The following is a 24216-nucleotide window of genomic DNA, read 5'->3' as shown; positions in this document are numbered from 1 at the left end:
TTTTTAAAATTTATTTAATCAAATACAGTCCAGAAATAATTATAAATTGAACCTAACATAACTTTGCTTTATTCTATAACGCTATAATCTGCGCGCACTTTTTAATTCTTCTAAACTGCTGTACTTTCCTAAAATTTTTCTGTCCTTGTCCAAAACAAAAAAACTAGGGGTTGCCATAATATTATAATCTATTACACTTTTTTCATTCCATTTTTTAAAATCCGAGTAATGAATCATATTATCTAAATTCAAAACTGCTTCTGCAAAACTCTTTTTATCCTCGTCTAAGCTAATAGCGAGTACTTTTATGTTCTTTCTAGTTGCCATTAACTCGTTCAGTTTTGGCATTTCAACGGAACAGTTTGGACACCAACTAGCCCAAAACGCAACAATAATGGTTTCGTCGCCTATATCTTTTAATGTTTTCGGATTCCCTTGAACGTCTCTAAATTCAATTTCAGGGGCTTGCATCCCCACTTTCATTTTAGCATAGCCGGATACTCTTTGATCAAAATCTTTTTTATCTGTTTCGTTTTGGCATTGATTCCCATCGAAACTATATTTTTCATCAATATATTGTAATACTTTTTCTTGTCCAATTTCTTTAAAACCAAGTGTTAAATACTGTAAAACAAAATTTTTAGTTTCTTTATTTCCTCCAAATTTCTGCACTATCGTATCTACACTTTTTATAAATCCATTTTCCATTTCTGTTGCATCAAACTTCATTTCTGGATTCCTATAATATTTTAAATAATTTAGAATATGTTCCCAATAAATGGGGGTGTTTATCAGTTTTGGATTTAGAGTATTGATGTGATCCCAATAATGATTTCTATGATTATAGGCTTGTATTTGGGGCAAATCGGTAGGGTTTGCAAAATAATAGGGTCTGTTTGCTACCATTGCACTTGACAATGAAGATGCATTTGATGTAATAAATTTATCGAAATCGAGCCTATAGTTTTCTTTTTCGAGTTGTGCACTTTGTTGTACTTGACGAACAATTTTATCTTTTTGACCTGGATATTGATTCAGCAATTGATCTAACAATTCAATCTTCCTCAATTTTATTTGGCTTTGAGCTAGATAATCATACCATCTTTTATTTTCATTTGACTCCGTAAAAAAGGGCTGCTTAGTGTTTTTGTTTAGATCTAAAGTAAAATGAATTTTCTTCTCTAAACCGTCAATAATAACATCTAAATATTCATTTGCATTTACCTGACTAAACTGAAAGCGATACACACCAGGCACAATAGCATATGGAATTTTCATCGTGAAAATTTCATTTTGTATCTTCACTGCACCTAGCGTTTTTTGACCGACACCAAACCCAATTAGAACTGCTTTTGTATATCTTGAATTCCCTTTTAAATGTCCAGAAATAGTAATGCTATCTTGTGATTGCGAAAACACGAGACTACAATATAAAAAAAGTATTATTTTTACTATAATTTTCAAATGGTCATTTTGTATTAAAACCGCTGAACAACTATTGAGGTGCAGCGGCAATTGAATTATTTATTTTAATTTATAACTACCAGCTGGTAGTCGATAGTACGGATCGGACCCAAATATTATCCGATACACATAAATAGATAAAATTTGGTGTTATTCTCACTTCACCAGCTTTTCCTTCTGAGGTGACTGATAGTGGAGGAGTACTATTAAATTTAATATAATTAGCATCCGCAAACTCTTTAGTTAGAACAGCTTTACCACTTCCATTTGCAATTAATAAATTAGTTACACTTGGTAGGCTAGCGAGTCCATTTTTCAAAATTGTTAATGCATCCGATGAATAGGCTGTACCCGAGCCGTTACCTACATTAAAAACTCGATCGGTACTAGAAAATCCAGTTGCTGAATTTGGCGCATAAATAGTACCATACAGCCCCCCTACCCATTCACCATAGGACTGAGAAACATTTCCTATTCCGCCGCAAACCACGGAAACATCTCCTTTTGAACTATTATTATTGCCCCCAATGACTATCGATTCATTACCTGAGGCTACATTAGTAGTTCCTCCTAAAACTACAGCTCCTATTCCGCTTGATGTATTGTGATTGCCTCCTAAAACTCCTGATTCACTTCCGCTTGAAAAGTTAGTGCTACCAGCAATAATTCCAGCATTTGCGCCAGTAACACTATTAGAAGATCCCGCAAGAATACCAGATCCAGAACCAGCTACGTTGTTAGTAGAACCTCCGAGAATAATGGAATATACTTGGTTTGCAACATTAGAAATTCCACCTACTACACTGGCTCCTAAACCAGTTGCCTTATTAGTATCGCCGCCTACAACAGTAGTGTATACACCACTAGCTAAATTAAACTTGCCTGCAAGAATTCCCGAATCAAGTCCCGAAGCTACGTTAGTGTTACCCGCTAAAACAATCGAATTTACACCGCTTGATAAATTGGATGAACCACCTACTACAGTTGAATTTAATCCACTAGAGGTATTAGTTTCACCTCCAGCTACTATTGAATTAGAACCGCTTGAAAGATTAGTGGTTCCAGCAAAAACGCCAGAATTCAAAAAAATAGCTTTGTTTGTTGTGCCGCCTACAACGGTAGAATTAACCCCACTGGATAAATTAGTAGTTCCGCCTACAACACTCCCATTCGCCCCGCTTACTGTATTAGTAGCTCCAAAAGCTACAGTAGTCACGGAACCAGTTAATCCAATAGGACCTGCAGGACCCACGGAACCAATAGCACTAACCCAATTAGGAATAGCAACACTGCTGATATTTACTTCTAGTTGGCTACTGGTCGTATTAAAAATAATTAACCCCGTGGCAGGATTAATTATATTGTCTCTAAGAGTGGTCGTCATTCTTGGTAGTAGCACTCCTTTTGACGAAGAGGTCACGTCTAATAATGCCGACAAATCTGGACTTGCAGTCCCAATGCTTATTTGTGCATTAGTTAGTGCAGATCCTAAAAAAATTGGCAAAAGTAAAATGGATAGTATTTTTTTCATTTCATAATATTTTAACTTTTATGGAAATTTAAATTTATGTACTCGCTTTGGTTGTCTATTGAATATAATGCGGAATGAACAAAGAATATTCACTACTCAAAATACCTTTACTATTTGAAATATTCTAATATAAAATTATAAGTTCCAAGAGGGTAAACCTGACTAAAAATAGCATCTCCAGTTACCAAATTATCAGTTGTTTTTGAGAAATCGAATGAATGTACGGAAGGGGAAAATACCAGGGAAGATGTTCCCTTAAAAATAGTAATCCTGTAGACTCCAGTAATTCCAATAGGTGGATTTATAGTTGTTACCGCTGAATTACCAACTATTGTAAACTGCCCTTTTATAGCATAAACAGGGGTCCCATCAACTGAAATTGATGAAGTTACTTCTGTATCAGTTATATTTTTTAAGGCATTGCTTCCCATAGCGACCCACATACCTCCTAAAGCCGAATTAACAGTTGGGAAAGATTTGTTTGGATTACTAAAATAATAAAAACCTGGACTAACTGAAACCGACATACCACTTGCCGTAGTAGAGCTTGTTACCGTATTATAAACAACTGTACCGTCAAATTTGTTAGGATTATTGGAGCTAAGATAAGTACCATTATTAGTCAATAATAATATTGACAAGTCTACCTTAGGAAAAGCGAAACCTTTTCCAACATTCGTGCTTCCAATACCTGCACCATTCCATAAAGTAGAACTCGACGCATCTAAAAAGAGACTACTCAAATTAATAGAATTATTACCAACTGTTTGATTTGATTTAATTTGTGCGTTTACAAGCGCACCAAAAATTGCAGAAAAAACAATGGTAAGATATAATTTATTTATCATTTTATTTATTGTAAAATAATCAATTTGAACCTACGTTATACCAGTCAAATCCATCCGTAACAAATTGATAACCAGCATTTGGATTGGCATTGGGAACATTTCCACCTTTATAACCTCCTCCTCCAATTGCAACAGCAAAACCAGGGGCATTCACCCCCGATACTTCAAATACGGTGAATACTTTTCCAAGCATAGCTAACGTCGCCACAGGAAAAGTGATAGTGGTGGCAGAAGTTGTACGAACAAAATTATTACCGTCAGTGGCAAGAATTAAAACATTTTGATTTGAGTCGCTTCTCCAAGTTGGAATACTACTTGCTACTGCCGCTTCATTCTTAACCCAAACCATCCCGTTATTTGTATACAAACCTGGAGTTACATCGCCAATAGTAGCAGTATTATAGACCGTCATTCCCATGACACGTGTACCCGATAATGACCAATCAGCGGTGCCCGTTAAAGCTACATGCGAAAATTTAAGTCCTTTTGTATTTGATTCTAATTCTAATAAAGAACCCGGATTTCGTGAGGTAGGATTGTCGCCGATTTTCAACTGTGCAATCGTCGAAAAACCTAAAAATAACATAACGACTAAAAATATTTTTTTCATTCTAAACTTCTAAAAAAAATTTACTTTTGACAAACTAAAACAGTAACACCACAAATAATGAACAAGACCAAATTTATTATTGATTGGCAATCTTTGTATTTGTTAAGTAATAATCGCTTTTATTTGGTCTTAAACGATAAAAAAAGAGATTACAAATTTTTGAAAGAAAGAATTTAGTAGGACCAGAATAAAATTTTTAAACAAGTACAACCAAATATATTTAGATTTATTGATCCGCTTCATTAAATTTTTTTAGATAAAGCACTCTACTGTAATTTTTTATTATAAAACACAAGTTTGAAATACTTTGAAAATCCAGCACACAAACGGTTATACCTATAAAACAACTACCTAATAGTTAAATAATGTCATAATACTTTTTCTTTATTGTCAAAAGATACTGATGCTGTTACCAAGTCTTAACAACTAGCGAAAGAAAACATAATAATTTTCTAAGTTAAAAATCGAAATCGACCCCTTTTAAACTTTTGAGTTCAATTGAAAATGGTAATTATAAAACCCTAAAGTATGCCATAATATGCTATTATCAACAGATAAAAGGATGTTGAAAGTATTCATCACAATTACAGATAACTAAAAAAAACGCTCAATAAAATACAAACATTATTATAAACCAAAACACCTTTACATCAAAAAGACTTTGATCACGAAAATCAAAGCCTTTTTTTCAGAACTTACACCTTTTAGGAAAGTATAGTACTACTTAACCCTAATGAACCTGTTGAATTTTTCTAACTTCCTGCCTGATATAGGTATAAGAAAACCATTCAATAACTCACAACTCATGCCGTCTCTTTTATCAATTTTATGTACAAAACGCATATTTACAATATACGAGTTGTGCACTCTAAAAAAATGATTGTTATCAAGCACACGACTTTCATAGTCTCCTAAATTTTTACAAGATAAAAGTGAACTTCCATTTGCCAAAAAAAATCTTGTGTATTTACCATCGGCTTTACAATACATTATATCATCCATTTTAAGAAAACTAATTTCATCTACAGAAGATATAGCAACATATTCTCTTTGAGTTTTTCTCATATTTAAAATAGCAAACTCTTCTGAATTTAAAATACCCATAAAAGTCTCCATTTCAATTTTCTTGACGATTTTTCCAACCGCCATACAAACTTCCTGCATGATTAGAGGTTTAAGGTCAACAGAAATAAATATTGAATCTGTAATATTTATTTGGGCAAAAAGACTGTCAATTGGTAGGCCTTGACTCTCTTTAACTTTACTGACACAATAGTTAACAACTATTTGGTTCAATACAGCTAAGTTAATAAGCTCTTCTTGTGTAGTGGTAAGGTTTTGTAATATCATAAATTTTTAATAGATTCCCGAAGGAATTCAAATTTGAGGTTAATTCTGTATCTCATATAAACACATAGGTTAGATACAAAATAAAAAAAAAATTTTATGACTCCAATTCACAAAGTAATATACGCTGACATTTAAAGATAAATGTATATAAAACCAGATATTGAAATTACATCCATAAGTGTACTACTAACGTAACACACATCTAATAAAAAGATTTACTTACTACTTTTTCTAAATTTTACATTAATCTTATCGTACCTAATATTATTGATATAGATTTAATTTTAGCTAAAGGCACTTCAAAAGACAATTCATTATCACTTAACAGAAAAAAAAAATCATTTGTATTATACTTCTTAATTTTTTTAATCCAAGTCCCATCTTCAGCAACTATTAGATATTCACTATTAAATACTTTATCAGATTGAAAAAATAAATTAAATAAATTGATTTTCTTACAAGCAATTATGTCACCACTAGTAAATTTCGGAAACAAGCCAAGATCTTTAACCTCTGTTAAATAATCGGCATCATTGAACGCTGGAATAATAAAAAAATTACTTTCAAAATTATCAATATTCAACGCATCTATTTCATATAAAGAAATTTCATCAAAAGGTACAAAGGGTATTCTTTTACTATTTTCTTTAAGTTTAATTAATAAATTATTACTTTTAACCATGTTTCCAGTCCCAGAAATCAACCATTCAGGATTAATTTCTACACATTTCTCACAAATTAAACCTATATCAAAAGTATTTCTTGATTTCCAATTACTTAAGACCTGAGAAGATACTCCTAAAAAATTTGCGAATTCTATTTTCTTATCAAAACCATAATACTTCATCAAAATATTTAAAATCTCGCTTTTATTCATATTTGTAAATATAAATTAAACAATTTGTTTAACTTTAGTATTTTTATTACACAATTTGTGTATATATTTGTTTCAATATTTGAAACAAAGTAATTAATGGATAAAAATAGTCAAAAAAAACAATATAATAAGTATGTTTCAGTTGTAATAAAACGTTTGAAGGAAAAATACGGTTTTTCAACTCAATATATACATCAATCGTTGAGAGGTGATCGACTTGGAGTTTCCTCCGAAAAGATAAAAATTGACTACGAAAATTTTGTCAAAGAAATTGAAAAAGTTCTTAAAAAATGACTTTTGAAATTTACTGTTATCCAACAACTAAAATTCTTATTTATATTTTGAAATTAAATATTTTCTACACTCACACACTTTAATTATATTATTCATTGAGCTGACTGAATTAATATTAAAAAGTGAAATATTTTTGTTTAAAACAAGAACTATATTAAACAAAAATTAGAAACTAACTATTAACACTATTTATAGAGTCAGTCATCATAAAATATATTTGAATACTGCCTTTGCTTAAAAAAAACAATAGTAATTCTAATTGTCAACTTAAAGAACAGTTACTTAAAATTTACAACTGCACTTTTATAAAGAAATCCGCTAAATTGAGCTGTAATGAACATAAAGCTCGTCATTGGCTGGAGAATTAGGATTTACTGCGCCTCGTTTGAGTGTCTGGTATAAAGAGAACGAAGATTTTAAGCAAGTTTCCCAGATAATGGTAATGTACAGAAAGTCAGAAAAACAAGTTGTTCACGAGCTTGAAAGAAAACTTAGTAATGAAAATCTAGTCGTCCCATATCAAAAAAATAATTGACATCTCTTCCAAAATAGTCAACAAATTATTCATTCATCAGGAATTCTGAAAAGATAAAAGGAATTAAGAAGCTCTACGTAGTCGAATATGTTAGTCAAAAAAGTTATTATCTAGTGAATAGTGACCTGTTTTAAACAGAAAATAAATAATTGATTAAATAAAAAATAAAATTAATCAACCTTAAGCCAGCGATCATATCTATTAGCGTAGAGGCAACTACTGATTTGGGTTTCTTTATCCGAAAATTCATGTGGAATGACCCTTACTATAAATATATCACTTTGATATCAAAGCTTAATTAAACAAGAAATCCGAGGTTACTACCAACTTTAAAGAAAAACATGTAATTGTACAAAATATTCTCAATCAAAAATTTTCATTAAGAAAACTATCAAAAAAATGATTCAGACAGTATTTATATTTAAGTAAAATCAAGTTTTCTATATTAAAGAATCGTTATGTATTTCGACAACAGTATAATTATTGGTCGGAGTATGAGCATCAGGTCGAATTTTGAACAGACATGTTTTGCCGACTTGAAGAATCGTTGTTAAAAACTGAAGTATAAAAAAAGCAGTTAGTTTATTAGTCGGTTTACGATGAGTCATCAAATCCAGCCGAGACTATAATATGATATCGAATCTTATCAATGTGATTAATTCCTTGAAACAGATTACGATTACAAAGCATAAAAAAGGAAACTTTTGTGGTAAAGAAACGACCGAAATATTTTTTAAGATTTTAAAAACCAACTAAGCTTGGGGACTAAAATTTCGTTATTAGAGCAAATAGCTACCAATTTACTTAAATCAACCGCACTAGTATAGAAAAGCATTCCACACTAAACATAAAACCGAATAAATACACGAAATAAATAAACAACATTAAAACGCTATCTACTAAAAACCGCAAACTATATTTATTTACAATAACTTCAATCTTTAGCCAAAACAAATAAAAATATGAAAAAAAAAAAAAAATAGACGCTATCCCGTAAAGTGAAAAGTTGAAAAGTTAAGGCTCGAACTGTTAAGTCGGAGCCTTTTGTCAAATGTAAGGGTAAATTGGTTTATAGCAATTCCCCTGTTATGGCTTGGTATTGACTATTTCTTGGTTGCTTCTCTTAGAGCCAAATATAGGAATTAAAGCACATCATCATCTATAGGGAATGACATTTTATTTTTAGTGTATTTGCAGATTTTACTATTAAGATTTTCAATTAAATTTGTAGTATAAAAATAATTTTTCGGATTTCAATTGCGAAGTCAAAAAGGCTGTTAGCTCATCCCAGTTGTCACGCCAAGATTTGATAGCATAAGAATATTTAGCATCCCATTTATCGGAAAAATTGTATAAACTAGCTCTGCTGCTTGTTTTGTTGGAGCGTTGTAAATATGTTTCATATCCGTAGTAAACTTCTTGCTGTCTTTCCATACAACGTATTTACATGCATTCCTAATTTGATGAACCACACATATTTGGGTTTGAGACTCAGAAAAAACAATTCTGATTGTTTGAGTAAAGCCGTTCAAATTATCGGTAGCTGTGATAAGAATATCTTCTACACCACGAGCTTTTAAATCAGTTATAACACTCATCCAAAAACTACTACTTTCGTTATTGCCAAGCCACATACCTAAGACTTCTTTATTACCTTCTCTGTTGAGTCCCACAGCTAAATAAATGGTTTTGTTGATTACTTTTGAGCCTTCTCTAACTTTGGAAACAATTCCCTCCATCCAAACAATTAAATAAAGATTGTCCAAAGGCCTATTTTGCCAAGTAATTGTTTCAGTGATAATTATGTTAGTTATCCGTGATATTGTTGAAGTGGAGACTTCAAAATCATATACTTCCTTTATTTGTTCCTCAATGTCGCTAATGCTCATTCCTTTTGCATAAAGCGATATAATAACATTTTCTATGCCTTGTAGTACATTTCTTTTTTTTGGAACAAGTATAGGATTAAATGAAGAGTCTCTATCGCGCGGAACTTTGATTTCATTTTCTCCAAAAGAGGTCCTTATTTTTTTTCTTCTGTGTCCGTTACGATAATTTCCGCTGGCGGTTTTGTCGTGCTTCTCATTGTCTAAATGAGCATCGAGCTCGGCATCGAGCATGTGCTCCACAGCTCGTTTGTGCAACGTTTTGATAAATGAAGTTAAATCATCCACATTCTTGAAAGATTTATAGAAATCTTTTTTGTTAAATATTTTGTGTTTGTCGATCATAACTATGTAAATTTTAAAAATATGAAAAAAAGTTATTTCCGAAAACTTTTTTTGAACTTTGCGGCCAAAAAAATATCAGAATAACTTTACGACTTATACAGTTAATGAGACACCACCAATACCTGTTAGAAATGTTGTCATATTTACTATTATTCAAATAATATACTAAATCCTGCCTTTACTCCATTAAATGTGTCATATCCCGCAATAACTCCAAAATCATTAGTTATTTGATATTGTCCACTTGCTCCAATTATTGGATCAAATATCAACTTATCATTCTTATGATAAACATCATCATCCTTTTTAAAGTTCATCATTTGTCCATACATCCCAAACCCTATATTTCCTGTAACTAAAACCTTCCTTACATAACCTAAAGAACCTATCGCATATAAACAAAACCACTGTTCTTTTGAAACGCTTGTTTTATACTGTTTTTCATATTCTGCAATGTGTTTTCCAGCCCATCGACCTTGCGTATTTTTATTTTTTAAAGTCCCTGAAAAACCAACTCCTAAAAAACTACTCTCTGTATTTCTAACTTGGAAATACATCTCTGCTCCTAAAGTTTCATTAGTACCATAATAATAGTGTTGTAATGCTTCTTGACCGTAACTTATTAATGTGCTTGACAGTAACAATATTGTGATTATTTTTTTCATTCATTTAAATAAAAGCACCAAGAATTAAAAATTTATAATAATAAACTCACTACGTCTATTTTTAAAATGCTCATCCTCAGAACACTGTACCCCGTCAATACAATTATTAATTATTTTACTTTCTCCAAAACCCTCACCAATAATTCGATTAGCATTTATCCCATTCTTTACAAGCCAATCTACTGTGGACTTTGCCCTTTTCTTTGACAGTACAAGATTATATGAAACACTATGTCTACTATCAGTATGAGAAGAAACATTAATTTTCATACTTGGGAATTGATTCATTATAATAAGTACTTTCTCTAATTGAAAAGCAGCGTCTTTTTGAATATCGGCACGGTTTAGAGGGAAATAAATAACTGGAATATCTAAAATATTAGCTAAATCAGTACCAACTGATAATAATTTGATACGCTTTTCGAGAACTAAATCATATACAACATCATCACAATTTTTATCAATAATAACTTCAATCTCTTTGGTTTCGAAGTTTTCCATTTCAGCTCTCAAATAATACTTTTTTCCACACAAAATATCGAAACTATAACGGCCGTAGTAGTCTGTACTACTTTCTTTTAAAAAAATAAAATTTTCATCGTAGAGACTAACTTTTGTATTAGACAAAGAAGATTTAGAATCTTGATCAGTTATTATTCCTGAAATATTCTTTTTAACAATAATTTCTCTAATTTCCGTCAGTTTATAAATGTCATCACTTCCATTGCCTCCATCTCTGTTGGAGCTAAAAAACCCGTTCTTACTTTTAGCATCAATAATGAAACTAAAATCATCTTGAGAACCGTTCACAGGGGAACCAACATTTTTAATTTCATCATAACGATTTTCATTGTTCATCTTCACAACATAGATGTCCAATCCACCTAGACCTGGACGTCCATCACTTGAAAAATACAATTCATTATCAGCACTTATGAAAGGGAAAGTCTCTCGACCCTCGGTGTTAATTGTCGCACCTAGATTCTCAGGAATTGAATAACCTCCATTATCTTCTACTATAACTTTGTACAAATCAGACTGACCAAATGTGCCCGGCATATTGGACACAAAATATAATACTTTGTTGTCTAGGCTAAGAGCTGGATGACCTACACTATATTGATTACTATTAAACGGTAACTCAACTATGTTAGTCCACTTTCCATTTAGTAATGTCGCTTTATATAATTTTAACAATGTAACGTTATTAGTATCGGAGCCTAACTTACCATCTAAATAATTATTTCTCGTGAAATACATTGTCTTACCATCTTTTGTGAAAATGGGTGTTGACTCATTAAAATTTGTATTAACATTATCACTGAATTTCTGAGCTTTACTATAGCTACCGCCAGGCATTTGCACCACTTTGTATAAATTAGTGGCTAACTGATTTGTGTACCTTAATTTCTTCTTTGAATCAGCACCACGTATACGAGCTGAACTAAAAACTATCGTATCACCAAAAAAAGCACTACCGTAATCAGAAAATTCCGTGTTAATTCCCGCATCAATTATATTATAACGACCTGAATTATTCTTAATTTCTTCTCTATAATTCCTGTGATTCTTAAACAAAAAAGCTCTTTGGTCATTGCCTGATTTCATATTAAAAAGCACTAACATTTTATCCGCGTTAGTGTAATCAACTATAGCCTTTAACGATTGGGAATATCTGTAATAAAATTCAGGTTCCTGATTATTATTCATTGTATAAAGCTCAGTATACCATCTCGCCGCTGTTGCCAATTCAGCATTAAAATAGTACGCATTACCTAATTTTTGAAACATTTTTTCGTCTTTATACCCCTTTTCTGCTACTTTTTCATAAATCGCAATTGCATCGACGAACGCATTATTTTCATATTTTTTATTCGCAGCATTTAATTTAACAATTTGTGCATTTGCAAAAAAGGAAAATAATGTAAGTCCGATAGCGAAATGTAAAGTTTTAATTTTCATATTAATTTTTTAAAAAAATCTAGGAGAATATAGTGTGGTGTATCTGTTAAATATTTCGTATCGCAAAAAAATCTCATGAGATCCAGAGTTGTAATTAGAAAGACTGGTCGTGTTGAAGTCGTATCCATACCCAATAAACCAAGAGTCATTTGCTTGAAAACCAACTAAAAAACTTACTGCATTACTTGTTCTATAAGAAAGTCCTGCTACAAACTTCTCATTCATCATGAAATTTGCTGACACATCTACTTCCACAGGAGCTCCTAATACAATTTTAGTGAGAACGGAGGGTTTAAATTTAAATTCTCTCGTCAATTCAAATACATGACCAGCTGTTAAATAATAATTTATTAATTTTTTAGCTACATGACTAGTAGCACCTTTATTTGCAAATTTATCAAAATGCTTAGTTTCTAATAAATTAGGGACAGATAATCCAACATAAGCATTTTCAGAATGTAAATAGATCCCTACGCCGATGTTGGGCGTAAATTTATTGTCTATGTTGGTATCAAAACTGTAGTCATTCTCATCATATTGCCCCACTTTTGTAAAATCAATATTTAATAAATTTACAGAACCTTTTAAGCCGAAAGACAACTTAAATTCCTCTGATGCAGGAATTGTATAGGAAAAATCTACAGCTATGTTACTTTCGTCTGAAGGACCGATTTTATCGCTTAATATTGACACACCCAAACCCATATTTGTGTCACCAACGGGCATCTGTAGTGAAACATTGCTTGTCTTTGGTGCGCCGTCTAATCCGACCCATTGCGCACGGTGCAAAGCAAAAATACTTGTTGTTTCTCGTGATCCTGCATAGGCTGGATTTATATTTATTGTGTTATACATGTACTGGGTAAACTGCGCGTCTTGCTGTGCGAAACTTGCTGCTGTTACCAGGAATAAAACTAGAATTTTTATTTTCATCATCTATATTTAAAAAAGCCTAGAAATTTGAATACTAGGCTTTAGGTTTACTATTTTTTATTAATATACAAATACCCTGTATTTTGATAGTTTTTTGATTCTGTATCTCTGTACTTAACTACATAGAAGTAGGTTCCCGCAGGTAATTCCTTAGTTTTTGAGACTGTTAGATAATTTTCTGAAACTCCATAAAAAGCGATATCACTATTGTTATAATTACTACGTTCAAATACTAATGCACCCCACCTATTATATACACTAACTGTATTATCTGGATAACATTCAATACCTCTTATGTACAACATATCATTTTTACCATCTCCGTTTGGTGACATTCCATTGAATACCTCAATAACACAACCATTAAGCATTACAATTGTTGGATTATCTCCCAGTACGTCAGTATCATCTGATTTGTCTGCTACAATATCTCCTGCAAAGGTTGCTCCTGAAACGGAAGCTTGATTGCTAACGCTCCCCTTAATGATATCAGCCTGCGAAATCGTGTAGGTCCCTTTGTAGGTCGATGAGTCAACCTCACCACTTAACAGAGTAATTGGGGTTCCTGCGATATTTATTCCAGGTAAAACATCTGTCACTTTAATATTAATTAATGGTGCCAAACCTGTATTTACTATCGTAAAGCTATAAGTAATTGTTTCGCCAGCTTGTTGAAAACCATCATTATTGCTATCAATGACAACACCGGTTTTGATTAAGGCAATACCTCCTCCTTTTACTACTACAGTCGTTGGCAAACTTACTTTTCCTTTGTCATCAGTAGCTGTAGCTGAGATAAATCCGTCTCCTTGCGGTGCCGCTGATGTTACCGGGCCAAATTTGCCATCTGCACCTACCATAAAATATCCATTTGTCCCATCAGGGAACGTTACTATTACCGCACTGTTTGGTTGCGCTGATCCAAATATTGAAATTGTACCGTTTGCATTAAAAGTGATTGGCAACGTAATTACAGGCGATAATGGTTTTGTTGTATCACTGTATAAAGCTGTAGCCGGCAAACTTATATTTCCTGCAACATCTTTAGCATTAGCGGTGATTGTTCCACTTGTTTGTGGCGTTGCTGATGTTACTGGTCCGTATTTCCCTAGTGAATCTACTAAGAATGTTCCTGTTGTTCCATCAGGGAACGTTACTGTTACTGTACTTCCTGGCTCTGCTGTTCCGATTACCGAGATCGTTCCGTTCGCATTGGCTGTAACCGTATCAATGGTCGGTGCTAATGGTTTTGTTGTATCTTTATAAGGGACAGTTGCATCAGAACTCACATTTCCGGAAACATCAGTAGCTTTTGCTTTGATTGTTCCACTAGTTTGCGGGCTCAATGATGTTACTGGTCCGTATTTCCCTAGTGAATCTGCTAAGAATGTTCCTGTTGTTCCATCAGGGAACGTTACTGTTACAGTACTTCCTGGCTCTGCTGTTCCGCTTACCGAGATCGTTCCGTTTGCATTGGCTGTAACCGTATCAATTGTCGGTGCTAATGGAGCTGTCATATCAGCACAACTCGCTATGCTTACCACGACATGAGCCATAGCTGAACTGTAAGTTCCTGAAGTATATGTAAAAGCAAAATAAGATCCTGCTGTTGCTACCACATAATCAGTCACTTTCGTTGCTGATGAAGGTGTAGCATTAGTGTGCCATTCTAAATTTGCTGCTGTCATATAAGTAGATAAATCCACCGTAACTGCAGAACAACTATTTGTCGCGACACTTATTTTAGATTCTGGACTGTAGCAGTTACCAGGCGCATAATATACACCATAATAAGCACCTGCTTCAGCATTACTGACATTACCCGGAGCTACTAAATTTGATGGATTTGCAGGAGTACCATTATGCCACTCAAAAACACTACCAGTTGGATCCGTTGCAGATGGCTGGTGCTGATTTAAATCTACTGTAGTTTGAGAAAACCCTGCAATACTAAATGCTAGTATTGCAAGAGTTAAAAACCATTTTTGTACATTCATTTTAGAAAATTTCATATCTATTATTTTAAAATAAATTAGCGTAAAATTGGTGCTACATATCCTGCTGGACAACACGTACCAGATTGAGTGGCTACTACTCCTGTTGAAGCTTCACTGCTAATTTTGCAAGTACTTGCTGTTTCCTTATAGAATGCGTAATAGGTTCTATCTGGCGCAGCCTTCGATGGATCGACTACTGAAGATCCTGTTGGTGGATTAGTTAAATTATTGTCATACCATACTACTTCATAGCCTGTAGCTATCGTTCCTATGAATAAAGCGCTAAGATTTACTGTTACAGACGGACATGTGTTTGTAATAGTATATGCAGTTAACGCAGGTGCTGTCGTTAAAGAAGGTTCTGTAATTGTACCTATAGCAGTAGTTGTACATCCATTAACATCGGTTACGGTATAAGAATAAGGTCCTGCAGCGTGCGTGAATGTTCCTGTTCCTGTGTAAGGTGCAGTTCCGCCTGTTGCAGATACGGTTACTGTTGAATTTCCTCCGTTACAAGTTATTGCTGTTGGCGTTACTGTCAATGTAATTGCTGATGGTTCTGCATTGATTGTTGCACTTGCAGTTGCTGTACATCCATTGGCATCTGTTACTGTATAACTGTAATTTCCGGCTGCTAAAGAAGTTGTGGCTGAACCTGTATATGTTAATGTTCCTGTACCACCACTTGAAGCTAAAGCTACACTTCCTGTTCCACCATTACATAAAATTTGTGTTGGCGTTGCTGTAAATGTAATTGCTGATGGTTCTGCATTGATTGTTGCACTTGCAGTTGCTGTACATCCATTGGCATCTGTTACTGTATAACTGTAATTTCCGGCTGCTAAAGAAGTTGTGGCTGAACCTGTATATGTTAATGTTCCTGTACCACCACTTGAAGCTAAAGCTACACTTCCTGTTCCACCATTACATAAAATTTGTGTTGGCGTTGCTGTAAATGTAATTGCTGATGGTTCTGCATTGATTGTTGCACTTGCAGTTGCTGTACATCCATTGGCATCTGTTACTGTATAACTGTAATTTCCGGCTGCTAAAGAAGTTGTGGCTGAACCTGTATATGTTAATGTTCCTGTACCACCACTTGAAGCTAAAGCTACACTTCCTGTTCCACCATTACATAAAATTTGTGTTGGCGTTGCTGTAAATGTAATTGCTGATGGTTCTGCATTGATTGTTGCACTTGCAGTTGCTGTACATCCATTGGCATCTGTTACTGTATAACTGTAATTTCCGGCTGCTAAAGAAGTTGTGGCTGAACCTGTATATGTTAATGTTCCTGTACCACCACTTGAAGCTAAAGCTACACTTCCTGTTCCACCATTACATAAAATTTGTGTTGGCGTTGCTGTAAATGTAATTGCTGATGGTTCTGCATTGATTGTTGCACTTGCAGTTGCTGTACATCCATTGGCATCTGTTACTGTATAACTGTAATTTCCGGCTGCTAAAGAAGTTGTGGCTGAACCTGTATATGTTAATGTTCCTGTACCACCACTTGAAACTAAAGCTACACTTCCTGTTCCACCATTACATAAAATTTGTGTTGGCGTTGCTGTAAATGTAATTGCTGATGGTTCTGCATTGATTGTTGCACTTGCAGTTGCTGTACATCCATTGGCATCTGTTACTGTATAACTGTAATTTCCGGCTGCTAAAGAAGTTGTGGCTGAACCTGTATATGTTAATGTTCCTGTACCACCACTTGAAGCTAAAGCTACACTTCCTGTTCCACCATTACATAAAATTTGTGTTGGCGTTGCTGTAAATGTAATTGCTGATGGTTCTGCATTGATTGTTGCACTTGCAGTTGCTGTACATCCATTGGCATCTGTTACTGTATAACTGTAATTTCCGGCTGCTAAAGAAATTGTGGCTGAACCTGTATATGTTAATGTTCCTGTACCACCACTTGAAGCTAAAGCTACACTTCCTGTTCCACCATTACATAAAATTTGTGTTGGCGTTGCTGTAAATGTAATTGCTGATGGTTCTGCATTGATTGTTGCACTTGCAGTTGCTGTACATCCATTGGCATCTGTTACTGTATAACTGTAATTTCCGGCTGCTAAAGAAATTGTGGCTGAACCTGTATATGTTAATGTTCCTGTACCACCACTTGAAGCTAAAGCTACACTTCCTGTTCCACCATTACATAAAATTTGTGTTGGCGTTGCTGTAAATGTAATTGCTGATGGTTCTGCATTGATTGTTGCACTTGCAGTTGCTGTACATCCATTGGCATCTGTTACTGTATAACTGTAATTTCCGGCTGCTAAAGAAATTGTGGCTGAACCTGTATATGTTAATGTTCCTGTACCACCACTTGAAGCTAAAGCTACACTTCCTGTTCCACCATTACATAAAATTTGTGTTGGCGTTGCTGTAAATGTAATTGCTGATGGTTCTGCATTGATTGTTGCACTTGCAGTTGCTGTACATCCATTGGCATCTGTTACTGTATAACTGTAATTTCCGGCTGCTAAAGAAGTTGTGGCTGAACCTGTATATGTTAATGTTCCTGTACCACCACTTGAAGCTAAAGCTACACTTCCTGTTCCACCATTACATAAAATTTGTGTTGGCGTTGCTGTAAATGTAATTGCTGATGGTTCTGCATTGATTGTTGCACTTGCAGTTGCTGTACATCCATTGGAATCTGTTACTGTATAACTGTAATTTCCGGCTGCTAAAGAAGTTGTGGCTGAACCTGTATATGTTAATGTTCCTGTACCACCACTTGAAGCTAAAGCTACACTTCCTGTTCCACCATTACATAAAATTTGTGTTGGCGTTGCTGTAAATGTAATTGCTGATGGTTCTGCATTGATTGTTGCACTTGCAGTTGCTGTACATCCATTGGCATCTGTTACTGTATAACTGTAATTTCCGGCTGCTAAAGAAGTTGTGGCTGAACCTGTATATGTTAATGTTCCTGTACCACCACTTGAAGCTAAAGCTACACTTCCTGTTCCACCATTACATAAAATTTGTGTTGGCGTTGCTGTAAATGTAATTGCTGATGGTTCTGCATTGATTGTTGCACTTGCAGTTGCTGTACATCCATTGGCATCTGTTACTGTATAACTGTAATTTCCGGCTGCTAAAGAAGTTGTGGCTGAACCTGTATATGTTAATGTTCCTGTACCACCACTTGAAGCTAAAGCTACACTTCCTGTTCCACCATTACATAAAATTTGTGTTGGCGTTGCTGTAAATGTAATTGCTGATGGTTCTGCATTGATTGTTGCACTTGCAGTTGCTGTACATCCATTGGCATCTGTTACTGTATAACTGTAATTTCCGGCTGCTAAAGAAGTTGTGGCTGAACCTGTATATGTTAATGTTCCTGTACCACCACTTGAAGCTAAAGCTACACTTCCTGTTCCACCATTACATAAAATTTGTGTTGGCGTTGCTGTAAATGTAATTGCTGATGGTTCTGCATTGATTGTTGCACTTGCAGTTGCTGTACATCCATTGGCATCTGTTACTGTATAACTGTAATTTCCGGCTGCTAAAGAAGTTGTGGCTGAACCTGTATATGTTAATGTTCCTGTACCACCACTTGAAGCTAAAGCTACACTTCCTGTTCCACCATTACATAAAATTTGTGTTGGCGTTGCTGTAAATGTAATTGCTGATGGTTCTGCATTGATTGTTGCACTTGCAGTTGCTGTACATCCATTGGCATCTGTTACTGTATAACTGTAATTTCCGGCTGCTAAAGAAGTTGTGGCTGAACCTGTATATGTTAATGTTCCTGTACCACCACTTGAAACTAAAGCTACACTTCCTGTTCCACCATTACATAAAATTTGTGTTGGCGTTGCTGTAAATGTAATTGCTGATGGTTCTGCATTGATTGTTGCACTTGCAGTTGCTGTACATCCATTGGCATCTGTTACTGTATAACTGTAATTTCCGGCTGCTAAAGAAGTTGTGGCTGAACCTGTATATGTTAATGTTCCTGTACCACCACTTGAAGCTAAAGCTACACTTCCTGTTCCACCATTACATAAAATTTGTGTTGGCGTTGCTGTAAATGTAATTGCTGATGGTTCTGCATTGATTGTTGCACTTGCAGTTGCTGTACATCCATTGGCATCTGTTACTGTATAACTGTAATTTCCGGCTGCTAAAGAAATTGTGGCTGAACCTGTATATGTTAATGTTCCTGTACCACCACTTGAAGCTAAAGCTACACTTCCTGTTCCACCATTACATAAAATTTGTGTTGGCGTTGCTGTAAATGTAATTGCTGATGGTTCTGCATTGATTGTTGCACTTGCAGTTGCTGTACATCCATTGGCATCTGTTACTGTATAACTGTAATTTCCGGCTGCTAAAGAAGTTGTGGCTGAACCTGTATATGTTAATGTTCCTGTACCACCACTTGAAGCTAAAGCTACACTTCCTGTTCCACCATTACATAAAATTTGTGTTGGCGTTGCTGTAAATGTAATTGCTGATGGTTCTGCATTGATTGTTGCACTTGCAGTTGCTGTACATCCATTGGCATCTGTTACTGTATAACTGTAATTTCCGGCTGCTAAAGAAGTTGTGGCTGAACCTGTATATGTTAATGTTCCTGTACCACCACTTGAAGCTAAAGCTACACTTCCTGTTCCACCATTACATAAAATTTGTGTTGGCGTTGCTGTAAATGTAATTGCTGATGGTTCTGCATTGATTGTTGCACTTGCAGTTGCTGTACATCCATTGGCATCTGTTACTGTATAACTGTAATTTCCGGCTGCTAAAGAAGTTGTGGCTGAACCTGTATATGTTAATGTTCCTGTACCACCACTTGAAGCTAAAGCTACACTTCCTGTTCCACCATTACATAAAATTTGTGTTGGCGTTGCTGTAAATGTAATTGCTGATGGTTCTGCATTGATTGTTGCACTTGCAGTTGCTGTACATCCATTGGCATCTGTTACTGTATAACTGTAATTTCCGGCTGCTAAAGAAGTTGTGGCTGAACCTGTATATGTTAATGTTCCTGTACCACCACTTGAAGCTAAAGCTACACTTCCTGTTCCACCATTACATAAAATTTGTGTTGGCGTTGCTGTAAATGTAATTGCTGATGGTTCTGCATTGATTGTTGCACTTGCAGTTGCTGTACATCCATTGGCATCTGTTACTGTATAACTGTAATTTCCGGCTGCTAAAGAAGTTGTGGCTGAACCTGTATATGTTAATGTTCCTGTACCACCACTTGAAGCTAAAGCTACACTTCCTGTTCCACCATTACATAAAATTTGTGTTGGCGTTGCTGTAAATGTAATTGCTGATGGTTCTGCATTGATTGTTGCACTTGCAGTTGCTGTACATCCATTGGCATCTGTTACTGTATAACTGTAATTTCCGGCTGCTAAAGAAGTTGTGGCTGAACCTGTATATGTTAATGTTCCTGTACCACCACTTGAAGCTAAAGCTACACTTCCTGTTCCACCATTACATAAAATTTGTGTTGGCGTTGCTGTAAATGTAATTGCTGATGGTTCTGCATTGATTGTTGCACTTGCAGTTGCTGTACATCCATTGGCATCTGTTACTGTATAACTGTAATTTCCGGCTGCTAAAGAAGTTGTGGCTGAACCTGTATATGTTAATGTTCCTGTACCACCACTTGAAGCTAAAGCTACACTTCCTGTTCCACCATTACATAAAATTTGTGTTGGCGTTGCTGTAAATGTAATTGCTGATGGTTCTGCATTGATTGTTGCACTTGCAGTTGCTGTACATCCATTGGCATCTGTTACTGTATAACTGTAATTTCCGGCTGCTAAAGAAGTTGTGGCTGAACCTGTATATGTTAATGTTCCTGTACCACCACTTGAAGCTAAAGCTACACTTCCTGTTCCACCATTACATAAAATTTGTGTTGGCGTTGCTGTAAATGTAATTGCTGATGGTTCTGCATTGATTGTTGCACTTGCAGTTGCTGTACATCCATTGGCATCTGTTACTGTATAACTGTAATTTCCGGCTGCTAAAGAAGTTGTGGCTGAACCTGTATATGTTAATGTTCCTGTACCACCACTTGAAGCTAAAGCTACACTTCCTGTTCCACCATTACATAAAATTTGTGTTGGCGTTGCTGTAAATGTAATTGCTGATGGTTCTGCATTGATTGTTGCACTTGCAGTTGCTGTACATCCATTGGCATCTGTTACTGTATAACTGTAATTTCCGGCTGCTAAAGAAGTTGTGGCTGAACCTGTATATGTTAATGTTCCTGTACCACCACTTGAAGCTAAAGCTACACTTCCTGTTCCACCATTACATAAAATTTGTGTTGGCGTTGCTGTAAATGTAATTGCTGATGGTTCTGCATTGATTGTTGCACTTGCAGTTGCTGTACATCCATTGGCATCTGTTACTGTATAACTGTAATTTCCGGCTGCTAAAGAAGTTGTGGCTGAACCTGTATATGTTAATGTTCCTGTACCACCACTTGAAACTAAAGCTACACTTCCTGTTCCACCATTACATAAAATTTGTGTTGGCGTTGCTGTAAATGTAATTGCTGATGGTTCTGCATTGATTGTTGCACTTGCAGTTGCTGTACATCCATTGGCATCTGTTACTGTATAACTGTAATTTCCGGCTGCTAAAGAAGTTGTGGCTGAACCTGTATATGTTAATGTTCCTGTACCACCACTTGAAGCTAAAGCTACACTTCCTGTTCCACCATTACATAAAATTTGTGTTGGCGTTGCTGTAAATGTAATTGCTGATGGTTCTGCATTGATTGTTGCACTTGCAGTTGCTGTACATCCATTGGCATCTGTTACTGTATAACTGTAATTTCCGGCTGCTAAAGAAATTGTGGCTGAACCTGTATATGTTAATGTTCCTGTACCACCACTTGAAGCTAAAGCTACACTTCCTGTTCCACCATTACATAAAATTTGTGTTGGCGTTGCTGTAAATGTAATTGCTGATGGTTCTGCATTGATTGTTGCACTTGCAGTTGCTGTACATCCATTGGCATCTGTTACTGTATAACTGTAATTTCCGGCTGCTAAAGAAATTGTGGCTGAACCTGTATATGTTAATGTTCCTGTACCACCACTTGAAGCTAAAGCTACACTTCCTGTTCCACCATTACATAAAATTTGTGTTGGCGTTGCTGTAAATGTAATTGCTGATGGTTCTGCATTGATTGTTGCACTTGCAGTTGCTGTACATCCATTGGCATCTGTTACTGTATAACTGTAATTTCCGGCTGCTAAAGAAGTTGTGGCTGAACCTGTATATGTTAATGTTCCTGTACCACCACTTGAAGCTAAAGCTACACTTCCTGTTCCACCATTACATAAAATTTGTGTTGGCGTTGCTGTAAATGTAATTGCTGATGGTTCTGCATTGATTGTTGCACTTGCAGTTGCTGTACATCCATTGGCATCTGTTACTGTATAACTGTAATTTCCGGCTGCTAAAGAAGTTGTGGCTGAACCTGTATATGTTAATGTTCCTGTACCACCACTTGAAGCTAAAGCTACACTTCCTGTTCCACCATTACATAAAATTTGTGTTGGCGTTGCTGTAAATGTAATTGCTGATGGTTCTGCATTGATTGTTGCACTTGCAGTTGCTGTACATCCATTGGCATCTGTTACTGTATAACTGTAATTTCCGGCTGCTAAAGAAGTTGTGGCTGAACCTGTATATGTTAATGTTCCTGTACCACCACTTGAAGCTAAAGCTACACTTCCTGTTCCACCATTACATAAAATTTGTGTTGGCGTTGCTGTAAATGTAATTGCTGATGGTTCTGCATTGATTGTTGCACTTGCAGTTGCTGTACATCCATTGGCATCTGTTACTGTATAACTGTAATTTCCGGCTGCTAAAGAAGTTGTGGCTGAACCTGTATATGTTAATGTTCCTGTACCACCACTTGAAGCTAAAGCTACACTTCCTGTTCCACCATTACATAAAATTTGTGTTGGCGTTGCTGTAAATGTAATTGCTGATGGTTCTGCATTGATTGTTGCACTTGCAGTTGCTGTACATCCATTGGCATCTGTTACTGTATAACTGTAATTTCCGGCTGCTAAAGAAGTTGTGGCTGAACCTGTATATGTTAATGTTCCTGTACCACCACTTGAAGCTAAAGCTACACTTCCTGTTCCACCATTACATAAAATTTGTGTTGGCGTTGCTGTAAATGTAATTGCTGATGGTTCTGCATTGATTGTTGCACTTGCAGTTGCTGTACATCCATTGGCATCTGTTACTGTATAACTGTAATTTCCGGCTGCTAAAGAAGTTGTGGCTGAACCTGTATATGTTAATGTTCCTGTACCACCACTTGAAGCTAAAGCTACACTTCCTGTTCCACCATTACATAAAATTTGTGTTGGCGTTGCTGTAAATGTAATTGCTGGATTACCAATTACAATCACCACTTGATTCAAACGTGTTAAAGTCCCTCCAACATTATCAAAAAGAAAATAGGTTCCTCCGATAACAGCTGATGACGTTCCTACCTTTGCGGTACCAATACTATTTGTATGCCACTCAAATGAAGTGGCAGTAAAACCTGTTTGGTACCCTATAAGATTCACTGATGCGTCTCCACAAGCACTAATTTTCACATCTACTTTTGCAGCAGGACTGTAGCATTCACTTGTCGCATCATAAAACACACCATAATTTGTGCTTGTAGTGGCTGCTGTTATCGCTGATCCTAATAATTTAGTTCCTGCACTTGGAGTAACTGAACTATGCCATTCAAATATACTTCCCATCGGAGGTGCTGCACTTGGTTGGTGGTCAGTCAAATTAACGGTGACGGACTGCGAAAAAGTAACTATATAAAAAAATAGTAACACTAAGGTTACCATTTTTTTTCTAATAAAAAACTTAAATACTTTCATGATTTTA

12 protein-coding genes and 1 pseudogene are annotated in these 24216 nt (G+C 35.3%); 1 reads left to right on the top strand and 12 read right to left on the bottom strand.

From position 1 onward, the window contains the following. Nucleotides 1–81: 81 nt before the first annotated feature. The 6 genes from AC0J6S_RS11290 to AC0J6S_RS11265 all read right to left on the bottom strand — a co-directional run bounded on the left by AC0J6S_RS11290 (nt 82) and on the right by AC0J6S_RS11265 (nt 6680). Nucleotides 82–1464 (bottom strand): TlpA family protein disulfide reductase, encoded by a 1383-nt coding sequence (locus tag AC0J6S_RS11290; RefSeq protein WP_474953900.1) that lies wholly within the window; start codon nt 1462–1464, stop codon nt 82–84. 76 nt (nt 1465–1540) lie between these two features. Beyond that, on the bottom strand, nt 1541–2995 hold the full coding sequence (locus AC0J6S_RS11285; RefSeq protein WP_474953899.1) for a hypothetical protein: 1455 nt from the start codon (nt 2993–2995) through the stop codon (nt 1541–1543). A gap of 110 nt (nt 2996–3105) precedes the next feature. Next, nucleotides 3106–3843, bottom strand: coding sequence for a hypothetical protein (locus AC0J6S_RS11280; RefSeq protein ID WP_474953898.1), 738 nt, complete (start codon nt 3841–3843; stop codon nt 3106–3108). Between the two features lie 19 nt (nt 3844–3862). Next, the gene (locus AC0J6S_RS11275; RefSeq protein ID WP_474953897.1) at nt 3863–4453 is read right to left on the bottom strand and encodes a hypothetical protein; all 591 of its coding nucleotides are present in this window, start codon (nt 4451–4453) and stop codon (nt 3863–3865) included. A gap of 720 nt (nt 4454–5173) precedes the next feature. Next, the gene (locus AC0J6S_RS11270; protein ID WP_474953896.1) at nt 5174–5803 is read right to left on the bottom strand and encodes a LytR/AlgR family response regulator transcription factor; all 630 of its coding nucleotides are present in this window, start codon (nt 5801–5803) and stop codon (nt 5174–5176) included. 238 nt (nt 5804–6041) lie between these two features. After that, a complete protein-coding gene (locus AC0J6S_RS11265) occupies nt 6042–6680 on the bottom strand; it encodes a helix-turn-helix domain-containing protein (RefSeq protein ID WP_474953895.1) in 639 nt (212 codons plus the stop codon). 96 nt (nt 6681–6776) lie between these two features. Between AC0J6S_RS11265 and AC0J6S_RS11260 the strand changes: the two genes are divergently transcribed. Beyond that, nucleotides 6777–6974: a hypothetical protein gene (locus tag AC0J6S_RS11260; protein ID WP_474953894.1), complete on the top strand. Its 198-nt coding sequence runs from the start codon at nt 6777–6779 to the stop codon at nt 6972–6974. Nucleotides 6975–8495: 1521 nt separating this feature from the next. Here the strand turns inward: AC0J6S_RS11260 and AC0J6S_RS11255 are convergent. The 6 genes and pseudogenes from AC0J6S_RS11255 to AC0J6S_RS11230 all read right to left on the bottom strand — a co-directional run bounded on the left by AC0J6S_RS11255 (nt 8496) and on the right by AC0J6S_RS11230 (nt 24176). Next, nucleotides 8496–9740: pseudogene (locus AC0J6S_RS11255) on the bottom strand (IS256 family transposase). Between the two features lie 149 nt (nt 9741–9889). Continuing rightward, nucleotides 9890–10405 carry a hypothetical protein gene (locus tag AC0J6S_RS11250; protein ID WP_474953893.1) on the bottom strand — a complete coding sequence of 172 codons (516 nt, stop codon included), beginning with the start codon at nt 10403–10405 and terminating at the stop codon, nt 9890–9892. A 24-nt stretch (nt 10406–10429) separates the two neighbouring features. Beyond that, nucleotides 10430–12367: an OmpA family protein gene (locus AC0J6S_RS11245; RefSeq protein WP_474953892.1), complete on the bottom strand. Its 1938-nt coding sequence runs from the start codon at nt 12365–12367 to the stop codon at nt 10430–10432. Between the two features lie 9 nt (nt 12368–12376). Then, on the bottom strand, nt 12377–13300 hold the full coding sequence (locus AC0J6S_RS11240; RefSeq protein WP_474956355.1) for a PorP/SprF family type IX secretion system membrane protein: 924 nt from the start codon (nt 13298–13300) through the stop codon (nt 12377–12379). Between the two features lie 50 nt (nt 13301–13350). Next, complete coding sequence (locus tag AC0J6S_RS11235; RefSeq protein WP_474953891.1) at nt 13351–15312, bottom strand: Ig-like domain-containing protein; 1962 nt, start codon at nt 15310–15312, stop codon at nt 13351–13353. Nucleotides 15313–15332: 20 nt separating this feature from the next. Beyond that, the gene (locus tag AC0J6S_RS11230; protein ID WP_474953890.1) at nt 15333–24176 is read right to left on the bottom strand and encodes a hypothetical protein; all 8844 of its coding nucleotides are present in this window, start codon (nt 24174–24176) and stop codon (nt 15333–15335) included. Between the last annotated feature and the right edge of the window lie 40 nt (nt 24177–24216).

This window comes from Flavobacterium sp. TS_SC_5 (genome assembly GCF_056156265.1).
Note: the sequence above shows the minus strand (reverse complement) of the source record. Positions and strands in the feature narration are given on the sequence as shown.

Excerpts from the sequence above, each read along its gene's own strand:
- AC0J6S_RS11285 (WP_474953899.1), bottom strand. The coding sequence starts at position 2,995 with ATGAAAAAAATACTATCCATTTTACTTTTGCCAATTTTTTTAGGATCT.
- AC0J6S_RS11235 (WP_474953891.1), bottom strand. The coding sequence starts at position 15,312 with ATGAAATTTTCTAAAATGAATGTACAAAAATGGTTTTTAACTCTTGCA.
- AC0J6S_RS11240 (WP_474956355.1), bottom strand. The coding sequence starts at position 13,300 with ATGAAAATAAAAATTCTAGTTTTATTCCTGGTAACAGCAGCAAGTTTC.
- AC0J6S_RS11270 (WP_474953896.1), bottom strand. The coding sequence starts at position 5,803 with ATGATATTACAAAACCTTACCACTACACAAGAAGAGCTTATTAACTTA.
- AC0J6S_RS11265 (WP_474953895.1), bottom strand. The coding sequence starts at position 6,680 with ATGAATAAAAGCGAGATTTTAAATATTTTGATGAAGTATTATGGTTTT.
- AC0J6S_RS11245 (WP_474953892.1), bottom strand. The coding sequence starts at position 12,367 with ATGAAAATTAAAACTTTACATTTCGCTATCGGACTTACATTATTTTCC.
- AC0J6S_RS11280 (WP_474953898.1), bottom strand. The coding sequence starts at position 3,843 with ATGATAAATAAATTATATCTTACCATTGTTTTTTCTGCAATTTTTGGT.
- AC0J6S_RS11260 (WP_474953894.1), top strand. The coding sequence starts at position 6,777 with ATGGATAAAAATAGTCAAAAAAAACAATATAATAAGTATGTTTCAGTT.
- AC0J6S_RS11250 (WP_474953893.1), bottom strand. The coding sequence starts at position 10,405 with ATGAAAAAAATAATCACAATATTGTTACTGTCAAGCACATTAATAAGT.
- AC0J6S_RS11230 (WP_474953890.1), bottom strand. The coding sequence starts at position 24,176 with ATGGTAACCTTAGTGTTACTATTTTTTTATATAGTTACTTTTTCGCAG.
- AC0J6S_RS11275 (WP_474953897.1), bottom strand. The coding sequence starts at position 4,453 with ATGAAAAAAATATTTTTAGTCGTTATGTTATTTTTAGGTTTTTCGACG.